Here is a 12,806-nt window from a genome sequence, read left to right on the forward strand (position 1 = left end):
TGGAGTGATTATGTCTAACAGTTTGCTGTCAGGAAAAGTGGTAACGATGTCGAGCCGTGAGATTGCTGAGCTTGTGCAGAGTAAGCATAGCGATGTGAAACGCTCAGCTGAACGGCTCGCAGTTGGTGGAATTTTAAGCGCGCCGTTGGCGCACACCCCCTATTTTCATGAGCAGAACGGTCAGGAGTATCAGGAGTACTGGTTCAATAAGCGTGACTCGCTGGTGCTGGTTGCCCGGCTGTCGCCCGAGTTCACCGCCGCGGTAGTTGACCGCTGGCAGGAACTGGAATCTAAAAGCCAGTTACCCCAGTCATTGCCCGAGGCTCTCCGCCTGGCTGCTGACCTTGCCGACGAAAAGCTGGCGCTGGAGTCACAGCTGGCGCTGGCGGCCCCAAAAGTGGAATTCGTTGATCAATACGTCATGGCTAAGGGCTCTATGGGATTCCGCGCAGTCTGCAAATTGCTGCATGCGAAAGAACCTGAATTCCGGATGTTCCTACTTGAAAAAGACATTGTTTACCGGCTGGAAGGCCAGTTGACGCCAAAGGCGAATCATTTAGAGGTAGGGCGGTTTGAGGTGAAAACCGGTACCAACCCGAATAGCCAGCATGCATTCCGTCAGGCACGCTTCACGGCGAAGGGTGTTGAATGGGTTGCCGGTCTGTGGGCTGGTTATCTGCGCCAGAAACAGGAGAACGCGGCGTGAGAGCATTACTGAAACCATACCCCCAGCGAGAGTTGGGGATCGTGCAGTTCGCGCTGCCGGCGGACATGGTGAAGTTCTTCAGCAGTAAACGCCTGCTGATCACCAACGAGCCAGCCGAACTCCATAAACTGCCTGATGGTGTGGTACCGGCTGAAGCGCAGTTTCTTTCAAGTGACCCGCGTCTGTCTGGTTTTCTGTCATCACCAGCGGTAATTGCCAGAGTTGGCGGCATGGACGCGCTGACGCTGTGGGTTAAACGCCACCGAGTGTGCCAGTGTCCGGACTACAACGGGGAATTCCATCACCATGAGCTGGTGCAGGTTCCCCGCGGTCGTGGCGTGGTCTGCCTGTGCTGGGCGCATGACAACGAATTTCGGGATAAAGAATCGGCAAAACTGGATGCTATCGCGCTGGCGAACGCCGCCGAGTTTGTGACTGAGGCAATCCGGTACCGGTATGGCCTGCCTGATGGTCGTCACCTGACTTTGCCGGAATTGTGTTGGTGGGTAACGAGTAAGGGGCTGGCGGCACAGTTGCCGGAGGAAATCATTTGCGAGGCTCTGGGCGTGAAATACCGTGCGTCTGGTACCCAGATGAAAGAATCCGACACCAATCCGTATGAGAAAGAACCGCGAGATGCCTTGGTGAGCAACATCAAACCGGTGTTGGCGCTGGCAATCGATCCGGAGACACCGGAATCATTCCTCCGTATTCCGAAGCGCCGCCGGTACGAAAACGCAAAATACACCCAATGGGTTAAGCGCCAGCCATGTTGTGCCTGTGGCAACGGGGCTGATGATCCGCACCACATCACCGGCAACGGGTTTGGCGGTATGGCAACAAAAGCGCATGACCTGTTCGTGATCCCGCTGTGCAGACGGTGTCACGACTCACTTCATGCGAATACCCCGGCTTGGGAAGAAGAACATGGTGATCAGATGTATTTGGTCATGAAGACATTAGACCGCGCGCTGGCGATGGGTGTTATCGCTACCGGCAAGCAAAAATAAGTGTGGAGAGAATAATGCGTGATATTCATGAGACTTTAGAACTTTGGGGCGCATGGGCTGCTAGCGACAATAGCGGTGTGGACTTTGCTCCGATTGCTGCCGGGTTTAAAGGGCTTCTGCCACAAACCTCGAGGTCACGCTTAAAGTGCGATGATGATGAAGGCATCTTGATTGATGGATGTGTGGCACGGCTTAAAAAATACAGGGGTGAAGAGTATGAATTGGTAATTTTGCATTACGTATTCAATATTTCACTTAGGTCGATAGCCAAACGACGAAAATGTGCTGACGGAACGATTAGAAAAAAAATGCAAACGGCTCAGGGGTTTATTCTTGGCGTTGTAAGTATGCTTGATAAAAAATATTAACCCTATTTAAAATATCGGATAGGTAATTTCACCTTGAGGTTACTTATCCTTTGGATCAAAATGTAAAACAACTGCTACATGCTTAACCTTGTAAGGAAGTCCTGAACTAACATGTTTATGGGTTGTATAAAAGCTAAGTTTTCCTCTTACTTCACAGTCTTCTTCAGAATATTCAGGTAGTGCTTCAGATTGTATTTTTGCTTTCCAATTATCAATAACTGATTTGGCATCTTTTACTCGCACATAAATAATCAAAGCTCCCTGAGAACAATTTTCTGTACCAGAAGAATATCTGGTGCATAATTGATTAAAACCTTTGACTAAATAGTCATATCCACTATGTATTTTAGCTTCACCTAACCATTTATAATTATTTTTCTTCAGAACTAAATCTGTATGGCCACCTTTAATCATTTCATCACGAGACGCAACATAACCGCGGCCCTTAAAAAAAGTGATTATTTCGGTTGAGAGACGGTCTTCTCCGTCATTAGATCTAACCTTCGCATCTTCCTCAATGATGTTGATACAATCTTCAAGATTGCTATATACGTTTTTAACAAAATCATCATAACTGTTACAGAAAAGTTCTTCATAGAAAATTTTTGCGCTTGGGCAAGATTTGGCTAAAATTCTTAATGTCTGAATTGAGATGTTATCTGTATCGTTCATCATTCATCTCTCCCTGTATTTAGAGAGAAATAAATATGAATTTTAGCTTGGAAATCCCTGATTGGATTACCAGAAATATATAAAATTCCTGTTTCATTTGCTTCTGCAACTTCTGCTCTAGTTAATTCCTCGCTAAAGTCACCTTCACTATATAAAAAGTTTACATTGAGAAGATGAGAGTTTTCACCAGTGAGATAAGTTGCAGCTCTGAAAATAACACCTTCATTTTCGGTAGGAACTTTCTGTTTCAAAGTATTGAAAGTAATAAATTTAAGACTATCATTATCACTTTTTTCTAAGAAGTCAATAATTAAAATGCAGGCATGTAACGCTTGTTGGTCCAAGCGTAATTCATCATGTACTTTCATTTTGACTTCTTCAATGTTCATTTAAATCACCTTTGATAACAACATGGTGAAATCACGTTTAGTACCACATCCATCAATTATAACATGGTCTATAGATGGATTCGAGCTTGTTGTTAAAGACGTAGTGCCAGGAATCGTAAGTACAAGATCGGTATTAAGTTCGCCCTTCCACGATTTAGATATAGCGTAATTATTAGTAATGCCATTTAGCGCTTTTAGACCAGCAATATGAAAGCTTTCATTTCTAAGGTCATTAGTTTTTTTTCTCATTTTCTCTGACTTATCAGAGCCTGTGCCTGTGGAATGTCCGAGGTTAACTATATTACCGTCTGAGTCATTGTAAAGTTTATTGATTTTATTAAATAAATTAAGTCGGCTAATTGCAACAACATCATTATGTTTTTTCATGATTCCTTTAATAATAAATATTCTATATCTTTCCTCTGCCTTGAGTGCTTCTTCAAGAGTTATGGTTGAGCAGTTGTCTATCTCGAACCTGAAGGTGAAGTTTTTTTTATCATAAATGATTTTATCAAAAAACTGCACGTATCTATTTTTGACACCAATGACCTCATCGAACTGATCAAGGTCTTTTATAGTTGTAGTGCTCATTGTTCCAAAATCTATTACATCTCTTTCTTTAAATACTCGTGGGTATGTGAAAACTAATGAAACGATATCATTATTAATCTCAACGTCAACAGCAGATGGTCTAAGCAATGACATTTTATTAAGTTCATTTTCCGGTAAAGGAAGGGGGAATTTTTTAAGGTACTTGTTGGTGTTTTTTTCAGTTAGGTCAACAGAAGTACTCAAAAAATTAAATATTTTATCTGATAGTTTTGTATTCGTTAACTTGCTTAAAAAAATAGTTCTCTTACCATAGTGGAATTGAGATTCATAAATTTCCTTCCAATCACTGAGTACTTGCTTGTCTTGACTATTTACATAAACGTCCCTTAGTAGATCCCAACCGCGTGCTGAAGTTAGTTGGTATTCTTTAAGCAAAGCTTGTACTAGTCGGAAAGACACATTCCTTCGCTCTAAGGCATCAATATAATCTATGGCCTTCATGTGTATTTCAATCCTCTGAAAATAGATGTTTTTTAATAGGAAAGCACTCGTTATGATGGTTAGACACTAAGTGTAACTATCAGTGACCAAGTGTGAAATAAACTATACAAAAGAATTAACGCGTACGCAAAAACTCTTGTAGTCTGGTAAGAGTGGTCACGTAGTCACAAAGCTTAGACAATCTCAGAACCTCGCTCCGGCGGGTTTTGTCTTTTGTGGGCATCTGATAGGTTTATGCTGTTGCGGTGAATCCTACCTATGCGGTAGGGCTAATCAGTTTACCCTCGAAGTGAAGACAGCGACCGCGGTTGACTGATCAACGGTTCACCGGGAGGCACCCGGCACCGCAACATTGCGGGCATCGTATAATGGCTATTACCTCAGCCTTCCAAGCTGATGATGTGGGTTCGATTCCCACTGCCCGCTCCAAACAATGTTTTTCAGTCTGCGATGATGGGCACCCCAGAGTGACAGGAAAGCACATTCGCATGAGTGCTGTGATGATGTTTTTAACGCGTGCGCGATAATTTTATCTTCTCAATGATCAGAAGAAATTTCATTAGTCAGAGGTGAGAACTTGGCAAAACCTGAAGAGCCTTATCGCCCGCTTAAAGTTGAAAGCTATGAGATTCAAAGCAGCTCGGGCAAAAGAGGGAAAATTCACATTAGGCCCCTACCAGGGCAGTGGGCTAAAGTCTCACTTCAGGTAGAATGCTCCAAGAAATTATCGAACGATTATCCCGTTGGTAGTAAGTTTGAGATTTTAGCTAAACTTACCGACCGGGAAGAAGGGGGCGAGTACATCTATAGCTCTTTTAGATGGAAGTTTAAGCTGCTTTTGTAAGTAAAAAATAATTCATTAAGGCTGCCTTTGGGCGGCTTTTTTTTATGCCCTCAATTCGGTTGTGAGGACACCAGCAGCGAAAGTTATATTAAAAAAAATGCCCCGGCAGTGGACTGCACCCCAAAAGTTGGACACCCAACTGAGTAAGGTGCAGTTTTTTATGGCGAAGCCAAAATATACCCTCGAAACCAGAATGGCTGTGGTCAGCCATTACCTCTACGGAAATGACGGGACACAACGGACCGCAGAACGTTTTGGTGTCGAAAGAACATCCGTTCGTCGCTGGGTCAGAGCCTGGCAATTACACGGTATTGATGGCATTACCTGGAAAAATGACCGCCATTCTCCGGCATTCCGGATTGCTGTTGTCCGGACTGTTCTCGGTGAAGAACTTTCAATGCGCGAAGCTGCCGCACGGTTTAATATCTCAAACGAGACCGTCGTCCGGCACTGGGTTAATGTCTACAAAGACGCTGGTGAGAATGGACTTCTGAGCATAAAACCCGGCCGGAGAAAAGGCATGACAAAACCCAAAAAAGCATCCCCACTTACCGATGAGGCGCTGGAAAAGTTATCTCCCGAAGAGCTGCGGGCTGAGCTCCGTTACCTGCGTGCAGAGAATGCCTACCTAAAAAAGCTAAAGGCCTTAGTTCAAAGCGAGAAAAACGGCAAAAAGCCGCAATAATCAGTGAGCTAAGGCGTAATTATGCGCTTAGTGACCTTCTGCGTGCAGCGGGGATGTCCCGCAGTACGTGGTATCACAATATGAACGCGCTGAAGCGAGTGGACAGGCATGCCGGACTGAAAGACAAAATCAGAGAGATATACCACCATCATAAAGGGCGTTATGGTTACCGCAGGATCACGCTCTCACTGAGAAAGCAGGGGCTGCTGGTGAACCATAAAACAGTACAGCGGCTGATGGCAGAGGTGTCGCTCCGGTCGCTTATCAGGGTGAAGAAATATCGCGCCTGGAAAGGGGAAGCGGGCAAGGCAGCCTCCAACCTCCTGAGTCGGGACTTCAGTGCATCAAAAGCCAACGAAAAGTGGGTTACGGATGTTACAGAGTTCTCGATACAGGGTAAAAAGTTGTACCTGTCACCGGTTCTCGATCTTTTTAACCGGGAAATCATCTCATACAGCCTGTCGGAAAGACCGGTGATGGAAATGGTGAATACCATGCTGCGTGATGCGTTCGCAAAGCTCAGTCCAGAAGATGCCCCGTTGTTGCACTCGGATCAGGGTTGGCAGTATCGAATGGCAGCCTATCAGGCAAAATTAAAGGCAGAGGGCATAACGCAAAGTATGTCGCGTAAAGGAAACTGCCTGGATAATGCTGTAATGGAGAACTTCTTCGGTACGCTGAAATCGGAGTGTTTTTACCTGAGCCAGTTCGGGAGTCTCAGGGAACTGAGGGAGGCGATAGAGGGGTATATCCATTACTACAACAACGAAAGAATAAGCCTGAAATTAAAAGGCCTGAGTCCGGTAGAATACCGAACCCAGGCCCTGAAAGCCGCTTAACATGAACTGTCCAACTTTATGGGGTCAGTCCACAGCTGCCAGGGCTTATTTGTTTGTGGAATGGGCGGCGTAGATGATGCTGATAACATCGTGCACGCCATTCGCCCGTTAGTTGGTCACGAGCGAACCGAGGCCCATTGCTGATGTGCACACAGCAAATGGAGCCTATCAAAAAGGGCGTCTCTGATCTATGAAAAATACTGTGAATTTAAACAGTATAAATATTATTTGTGCTGACTCACTCCAATACATCAAAACCTTACCTGATAACTGCATTGACCTGATAGCCACGGACCCTCCGTATTTCAGGGTTAAATCATGTAAATGGGACAATCAATGGCCTGATGAGTCAGCTTATCTGGCGTGGCTTGACGAGATGTTTGCGGAGTTCTGGCGCGTACTAAAACCATCAGGCAGCCTGTACGTCTTTTGCGGTTCTCGTTTGGCTGCTGACACAGAGTTACTGATGCGTGAGCGGTTCAAAATTCTGAACCACATCATCTGGGCCAAACCTTCTGGGCCGTGGAACAGGCAGCACAAAGAAGACTTGAGGTCGTATTTCCCAGCCACTGAGCGGATCCTCTTCGCTGAGCATTACAGCGGTCCTTATAGAGGTAAGGCATCAAGTTATTCCGCGCAGTGCAAGGAGCAGCGCAAAAATACGCTCAAGCCTCTGGTGGATTATTTTAGTGATGCCCGCAAAGCCTTGGGGATAAGTGCTAAAGAAATTCATCAGGCAACTGGTAAGCAAATGGCTTCGCATTGGTTCAGTGAGAGCCAGTGGCAATTACCCAGTGAGAAAGACTATCTGGCGCTTCAAAGCTTATTTGATCGCGTAGCCCGCGAAAAGCATGCCCGGCAAGAGCTGGAACTTCCTCATCATCAGTTGGTAGTTGAATATCATTCATTATCCCGACGTTATGCGGATCTGGTGGATGAGCTAAAGCGATTGCGGCGGCCTTTCACTGTGACGAGTCTTGTACCATTTACTGACGTGTGGATGTATAAGTCAGTTCCGTATTATCCCGGTAAACATCCGTGCGAAAAGCCGGCGGAGATGATGAGAGACATCATCAACGCCAGCAGCCGACCGGGTGATGTAATTGCTGATTTTTTCATGGGATCAGGTTCCACGATAAAAGAAGCAATCAAGCTGGGCCGTTTCGCGCTGGGCGTGGAACTTGAAGAGGAACGGTATAAACAGACATTGGGAGAAATATTTCCGAATGATGGCTATAAAAACTCATAATCTTTTGGCTAATACGTGGCAAAAAAAAACCTCACCTCTGCTCCGAACAGTAGGTGAGGTAGCCAATTTTCGGCCAACACCAGGGAAGCAAAAACCATACAACTTTAGTGGATAATAGTTAAATATTTTTTAAGTGAAATTAAGGGCTGCCAATTGGTGGCCCTTTCAGCATTTAGCGGCCAGTCAATCAGCTTCCCATTCAACTTTCGCAAAGTGACTGAGCCGCTAATTCCTTCTTTTATCACGACTGCGCACCCAACCGGCTGACCGGAGGGGGAGACTATGAAAATGGACAAATTGACTACAGGCATTGCGTACGGAGCATCCGCCGGTAGCGTCCTGAACGGCCTGTTAAATGCATTTAGTCCGGATCAGTGGAACGCTATAGGTGTGCTGGCAGGTATATCGGTCGCGCTCCTCACATACCTGACGAATCTGTATTTCAAAATCAAAGAAAACCGCCGCAAAGCACTCAGGGGTGAATGATGGCATCTCAGCCGGGAGTTAAAAGCAAACTCAGCAAAGCTGTAATCGCTCTGATCATTTCTGGCGCTGGCGCATCGGCTATCCTCGGACAATTTCTTGATGAAAAGGAAGGTAATAGCCTGACGGCTTATCAGGATGGCGTGGGGATTTGGACTATTTGCCGCGGCGTTACCCGCATTGATGGGCGGCCTGTTTACAAAGGCATGAAGCTGACTGCGGCGAAGTGCACCGATGTGAACAAACTGGAATCCGATAAGGCGATAGCGTGGGTTAAAAATAATGTCACGGTCACGCTGACTCAGCCCCAAATTGCCGGTATCGCATCATTTTGTCCCTACAACATTGGACCGGTGAAATGCTTCACTTCAACGTTCTACAAAAAACTAAATGCCGGAGATAAACGTGGTGCCTGTGCTGAGATAAAGCGGTGGGTGCGCGATGGCGGGAAAGACTGCAATGTCCGGGCAAATAATTGTCTTGGGCAAGTGATACGCCGGGATCAGGAAGGCGAGTTGACGTGTTGGGGGCTGGATGAATAACAATTTACCGATTGTAATGGCCTTCGTGGCTGGCGCTGCTCTTGCCTGGTGGGTTGAAGGTCTGCGCTGGGATGCTGACGCTTCCAAACTGAATGAATCCCACACCGCCGCGCTGAAGAAACAAAGCGATCAGGCCGTAATTGACCTGACCAACCAGCAGAAGCGCACCGAAGCGGCACAGTCCGCCCTGGCTGCGCTGGATGCTAAGCACACGAAGGAAATGGTAGATGAACAGGCCAAGAATGATAAGTTGCGCGCTGATGTTGCTGCTGGTACTCGCCGGGTGCGAATCGCCGCGGCAAACCTTGCAACCTGTCAGCTCGTCGGGAACAGCACTTCCGGCACCGGCGGCGTGGGCGATGCAGCACAAGTCGAACTCTCTGGCGCTGGTGGACGGGCTGTTTTCGATCTCCGAGCCAGCGCCATTAAAGACGATCAAGTGATCCGATATCTTCAAGACTACATCCGAAAAATTTCTAAATGAGGGATGATCTTTAAGACTTTTTGCAACTTCAATTTTCCAACCTCTGACTAAACTTAAAGCGTTAGGTTAGGGAGGAAACATATGGCAGAGAAAGATGCATATTCCATCTTATTGGAAGCCTCACATGGGAAGTTGAATTCGAGTGATCTATATAAAGGAAAGCCAGTCAATTCAGTGATTGAAGTTGCTCTAGATGCGATAAACGAGCTTGAAATGGAGATTCAAAGGCTAAATTACATTATCCGACAAAAAAATAAGCAACGTTAACCGCCTTTAGGCGGTTTTTTTATAACTGCAATTAGGTGCAGCTAAATGACTAACAAAATTCACTTGAGCTATAACCGTCTTTACACGTTGAATGATGGCGATTGTCACGGTGCAATGCATACTTAAACGGTTAGCCACGCTGTAAAGCGCTGCGTGATCCTGAACAAGATTCATGCAAAAATGGCGCTTTATTTAAGATTTTTTCCAACTTTGAACTCCTCAAGCTACACTTTGTATAATTATATTGAACCAGCTTTCCTGACTTAGTAAGATGTAGAAAAGACATTATGAAAAAGGAAAATCAATATACCTGAACACAGTCAGGGTGTTCACCTTAGGCTTATTTGCCGTTGCGAACGTTGTTCGCTTTTTAAGAAGGGTATATAAATGAGTACAGAAGATGATTTGAAGGAAATCAAAAAAAGTTTACACCGGATTGCTTATGGTGGTCCATCTATTGGGAATCTTTGGCTTATAGTTGCCGAAGTTATTGTATTCAACCTGTGCCTTGTGTTCATGACAGTTGAGCATGCAAAGGTGTCTTTTGGGTTAACTTTTGCGCTAGTTTATGGGGTCTCTGCTGTCTTATTGCTTCTGAGTAGACTGAACCTTATACCTCTTTTCATATGCTATACATATGTCAGCCTTTGTTGGTCCGTAATTCCTTATGGTGGATTTATGGACGCAAGACTTCCTGTAATTGCATGGATTAGTGCTGCTGCCGTATTTGTCTTCTCTATGTGGATTCACATCTTTTATGTAACTGAGGATGCGTTTAATGGAAAGAAAAAGTCTAAGCGCATAAGTTAAATATATATTTAGTTTTATCCAAGGCTCGCTTCGGCGGGCTTTTTTATTGGAGCTAATATGCAGGTCACTATTGATGGTGTCCCGTATGTGTCTGCGTGCAATTCAGGCTCTCAGATTGGAATTGCCATCACGACCCACAACCGGCCCGCTGTTCTGGCGAAAACGATTGAGCAACATCTGAAGTATCTGCCGGCTGGCGCTAAGTTTATCGTGATAGATGATGGTTCAGCGCCAGCAGCCACCGCCGCCGGTATCGAAATAATCAGGCATGAGAAATCACTGGGGATCGTGGCTTCGAAGAACCGGAGCATCGAGGCTCTGATTGATGCGGGGTGTGAGCACCTTTTCCTGTGGGACGATGACGCTTATCCGATCAGCGATAACTGGCACGTCCCATATGTCGAATCACCTGAGCCGCATCTGGCTTACCAATTTCTCGATCTGGCTGGCGCGCAGAAGCTGAAAGATATGGCGGTGCTGTATCGGGATGAACAACATATCGCTTACACCGGCCAGCGTGGGTTGATGCTGTATTACCACCGCAGCGCAATTGAGAAGGTCGGCGGCTTTGACCCGGTTTATGGTCGTGGTATGTACGAGCATCCCGATCTGGCGCTGCGCATCCATAACGCTGGCCTTTCGACGTGGGCGTTTGCTGATGTAACGGGTTCGGAAAAGCTGATTTATTCGCTGGATGAGCATGCGGCTGTCGAACGTTCTGTTCCACGGCCTGACCGTGAGGCGCTGGTAAAGCGCAATGTCGGGATTTACAACAGCAGGCGTGACAGTGGCTATACCGGCTTTGCCCCTTATCGGTGTGAACGTGACGTGGTCATTACCACCTTACTGACCAGCCAGCCAGACCCACAGCGCGCCGTGCCGATGAAATCAGATGAATCCGTGCTGTCTGCCTGGTCGTCTTCGATTCGCGGCGCCGACGCTGTGGTGCTGGCTGATCAGCTCAGTGTTGCACCTGCGGGCGCTTCGCTGGTTATGGTGCCCGCGGTTCAGATGAGCCCGTACTTTGCTCGCTGGGTTCACATCTACCAACACCTCAGAGCACATCCTGAATATCGGTTCGTCTGGTGTACGGATGGCACTGACGTTGAGATGTTGCGTGAGCCTTGGGCTGACATGGTACCCGGCAAGATATACGTTGGCTCTGAGCATAAGACTTACGCCGACGGATGGATGAAGGCCAATCACCACGGGCGCGCATACGGAGAATTCATTGATCAGCACCGCGATGACCCACTGCTTAACGCCGGTCTCCTCGGCGGCTCGCGCGCTGACGTGATGGAGTTCGCACACCGGATCGTCAGGCTGCATTACCGCATTGAGAGCCAGCGGTTCTGGAAGATGGAAACAGCGCCAGCGACCGCGGTTGATATGGGAGCATTTGGGATGGCTGCAAAGTCATTCGGTGACCGCATCGTTACCGGGCCGAAGATCCACACCGTTTTTAAATCTGATGATGGTATGGGTAAGGAGTTCGCCTGGTGGAAGCACAAATAAAGGTTGTGGTGGTCGGCCATCATTCCCGGCGGCATCAGGCCAGCCAGCTTGCGCACCTGCTTGATGCTCACCTGCTGATGGATGAAGGGGACAATGGCGCCAACTGGAATCATCGGCGCGCTATCGGGTGGGCCAGCCAGCAGGAATGCCGTGTAGTGATAATGGAAGATGACGCGCTTCTGCTGCCTGGCTTCACCGATTCAGTACGTGAATGGGTGACCCGGTTCCCCGATCACCTCATCAGTTTCTATCTGGGTACCGGCCGCCCGCCACAGTATCAGCAGCAGATAGCAGCCAGCCTGATTGATGCCGATAAGCACCGCAGAGATTACATCACGATGGACCGCCTGCTTCATGGTGTGTGCTACAGCCCGCCAGTCAGCGGACTAAGCCGCATTATCCAGAACTGGAACCGAACCAAAGCGGCTGACTATGCGGTAGGTGACGCTCTGGGCGGCAAGGTCATTTATCCCTGCTACTCGCTGGTCGATCATGCCGATGGCGCGACAGTCGAGCGACACCCGGACAACCAACCAAGGATTGAACGCCGCCGTGCGTGGCGACTTGCAGGAGGTACCGCATGGCAAAGCTGACGACGCTTAAGCCCCGGTTACAGGCAGTCACTACACAACGATTGAAGCCAATGGTCATCGCTGACAGCCGCATTACTGGATGGAAGTTACAGGCGCGGCGTAAACGAATGTGGGCAGCCAGTCCATGTTGTGCAGTCTGCGGACGACTTACTGAGTACCCGAATGGATTTGAACTCGATCACATTATATCGCTCTATCAGGGTGGCCCTGATACCGATGATAACTGTCAGATCCTCTGCAATGGTGATGACGGCTGCCATCGGAAGAAGACGCGGGACGACATGAAGGGCAGGTGAG

At 47.3% G+C, this 12,806-nt stretch carries 17 protein-coding genes and 1 tRNA gene; 15 read left to right on the forward strand and 3 right to left on the reverse strand.

Going from position 1 to position 12,806, the window contains the following annotated elements; all coding sequences use genetic code 11:
- Nucleotides 1-10: 10 nt before the first annotated feature.
- From CKQ54_RS23285 to CKQ54_RS23295, 3 genes are read left to right on the forward strand one after another with little or no spacing between them, the layout of a single operon-like run.
- Nucleotides 11-706, forward strand: coding sequence for a phage antirepressor KilAC domain-containing protein (locus CKQ54_RS23285; RefSeq protein WP_120162343.1), 696 nt, complete (start codon nucleotides 11-13; stop codon nucleotides 704-706).
- Nucleotides 703-1,716, forward strand: a complete 1,014-nt coding sequence (locus CKQ54_RS23290) for a DUF968 domain-containing protein (RefSeq protein ID WP_120162344.1) — start codon at nucleotides 703-705, stop codon at nucleotides 1,714-1,716. The genes CKQ54_RS23285 and CKQ54_RS23290 overlap by 4 nt, the downstream gene beginning before the upstream one ends.
- A gap of 14 nt (nucleotides 1,717-1,730) precedes the next feature.
- Nucleotides 1,731-2,084 carry an antiterminator Q family protein gene (locus tag CKQ54_RS23295; protein WP_120162345.1) on the forward strand — a complete coding sequence of 118 codons (354 nt, stop codon included), beginning with the start codon at nucleotides 1,731-1,733 and terminating at the stop codon, nucleotides 2,082-2,084.
- Between the two features lie 39 nt (nucleotides 2,085-2,123).
- On the opposite strand, the gene CKQ54_RS23300 is transcribed toward CKQ54_RS23295, so the two are convergent.
- The 3 genes from CKQ54_RS23300 to CKQ54_RS23310 are packed head-to-tail and all read right to left on the reverse strand — an operon-like array spanning nucleotide 2,124 to nucleotide 4,198.
- On the reverse strand, nucleotides 2,124-2,759 hold the full coding sequence (locus CKQ54_RS23300; RefSeq protein ID WP_120162346.1) for a hypothetical protein: 636 nt from the start codon (nucleotides 2,757-2,759) through the stop codon (nucleotides 2,124-2,126).
- Nucleotides 2,756-3,145 (reverse strand): hypothetical protein, encoded by a 390-nt coding sequence (locus CKQ54_RS23305; protein ID WP_120162347.1) that lies wholly within the window; start codon nucleotides 3,143-3,145, stop codon nucleotides 2,756-2,758. Before CKQ54_RS23305 ends, CKQ54_RS23300 begins: the two co-directional genes overlap by 4 nt.
- Nucleotides 3,146-4,198 carry a hypothetical protein gene (locus tag CKQ54_RS23310; protein ID WP_120162348.1) on the reverse strand — a complete coding sequence of 351 codons (1,053 nt, stop codon included), beginning with the start codon at nucleotides 4,196-4,198 and terminating at the stop codon, nucleotides 3,146-3,148.
- A gap of 354 nt (nucleotides 4,199-4,552) precedes the next feature.
- On the opposite strand from CKQ54_RS23310, the gene CKQ54_RS23315 reads away from it, so the two are divergent.
- The 12 genes from CKQ54_RS23315 (at nucleotide 4,553) to CKQ54_RS23370 (ending at nucleotide 12,805) form a co-directional block, all read left to right on the forward strand.
- A tRNA-Gly gene (locus CKQ54_RS23315) sits at nucleotides 4,553-4,627 on the forward strand.
- 148 nt (nucleotides 4,628-4,775) lie between these two features.
- A complete protein-coding gene (locus CKQ54_RS23320; RefSeq protein ID WP_120162349.1) occupies nucleotides 4,776-5,042 on the forward strand; it encodes a hypothetical protein in 267 nt (88 codons plus the stop codon).
- A 160-nt stretch (nucleotides 5,043-5,202) separates the two neighbouring features.
- Nucleotides 5,203-6,566 (forward strand): IS3 family transposase gene (locus CKQ54_RS23325; protein WP_120349708.1). Its coding sequence is split into 2 segments (ribosomal slippage): nucleotides 5,203-5,692 and nucleotides 5,692-6,566, totalling 1,365 coding nucleotides; the frame shifts between segments, so codons are not numbered across the junction.
- 190 nt (nucleotides 6,567-6,756) lie between these two features.
- Nucleotides 6,757-7,815: a DNA-methyltransferase gene (locus CKQ54_RS23330; RefSeq protein ID WP_208644643.1), complete on the forward strand. Its 1,059-nt coding sequence runs from the start codon at nucleotides 6,757-6,759 to the stop codon at nucleotides 7,813-7,815.
- A 282-nt stretch (nucleotides 7,816-8,097) separates the two neighbouring features.
- Nucleotides 8,098-8,301 carry a class II holin family protein gene (locus tag CKQ54_RS23335; protein ID WP_120163615.1) on the forward strand — a complete coding sequence of 68 codons (204 nt, stop codon included), beginning with the start codon at nucleotides 8,098-8,100 and terminating at the stop codon, nucleotides 8,299-8,301.
- On the forward strand, nucleotides 8,301-8,840 hold the full coding sequence (locus CKQ54_RS23340) for a lysozyme (RefSeq protein WP_120163616.1): 540 nt from the start codon (nucleotides 8,301-8,303) through the stop codon (nucleotides 8,838-8,840). Before CKQ54_RS23335 ends, CKQ54_RS23340 begins: the two co-directional genes overlap by 1 nt.
- Entirely contained in the window at nucleotides 8,833-9,324 is a 492-nt protein-coding gene (locus tag CKQ54_RS23345; protein ID WP_120163617.1) for a lysis protein, read from the forward strand. Before CKQ54_RS23340 ends, CKQ54_RS23345 begins: the two co-directional genes overlap by 8 nt.
- Nucleotides 9,325-9,405: 81 nt before the next feature.
- Nucleotides 9,406-9,591, forward strand: coding sequence for a hypothetical protein (locus CKQ54_RS23350; RefSeq protein WP_120163618.1), 186 nt, complete (start codon nucleotides 9,406-9,408; stop codon nucleotides 9,589-9,591).
- A 387-nt stretch (nucleotides 9,592-9,978) separates the two neighbouring features.
- Complete coding sequence (locus tag CKQ54_RS23355) at nucleotides 9,979-10,401, forward strand: hypothetical protein (protein ID WP_120163619.1); 423 nt, start codon at nucleotides 9,979-9,981, stop codon at nucleotides 10,399-10,401.
- A gap of 57 nt (nucleotides 10,402-10,458) precedes the next feature.
- Entirely contained in the window at nucleotides 10,459-11,916 is a 1,458-nt protein-coding gene (locus CKQ54_RS23360; RefSeq protein WP_120163620.1) for a glycosyltransferase family 2 protein, read from the forward strand.
- Nucleotides 11,898-12,509, forward strand: a complete 612-nt coding sequence (locus CKQ54_RS23365) for a hypothetical protein (protein WP_120163621.1) — start codon at nucleotides 11,898-11,900, stop codon at nucleotides 12,507-12,509. The genes CKQ54_RS23360 and CKQ54_RS23365 overlap by 19 nt, the downstream gene beginning before the upstream one ends.
- The gene (locus tag CKQ54_RS23370; RefSeq protein ID WP_120163622.1) at nucleotides 12,497-12,805 is read left to right on the forward strand and encodes an HNH endonuclease signature motif containing protein; all 309 of its coding nucleotides are present in this window, start codon (nucleotides 12,497-12,499) and stop codon (nucleotides 12,803-12,805) included. The genes CKQ54_RS23365 and CKQ54_RS23370 overlap by 13 nt, the downstream gene beginning before the upstream one ends.
- Nucleotide 12,806 lies beyond the last annotated feature (1 nt).

The sequence above is a fragment of the Rahnella variigena genome (assembly GCF_003610915.1).
Classification (GTDB): Bacteria; Pseudomonadota; Gammaproteobacteria; order Enterobacterales; family Enterobacteriaceae; genus Rahnella; species Rahnella variigena.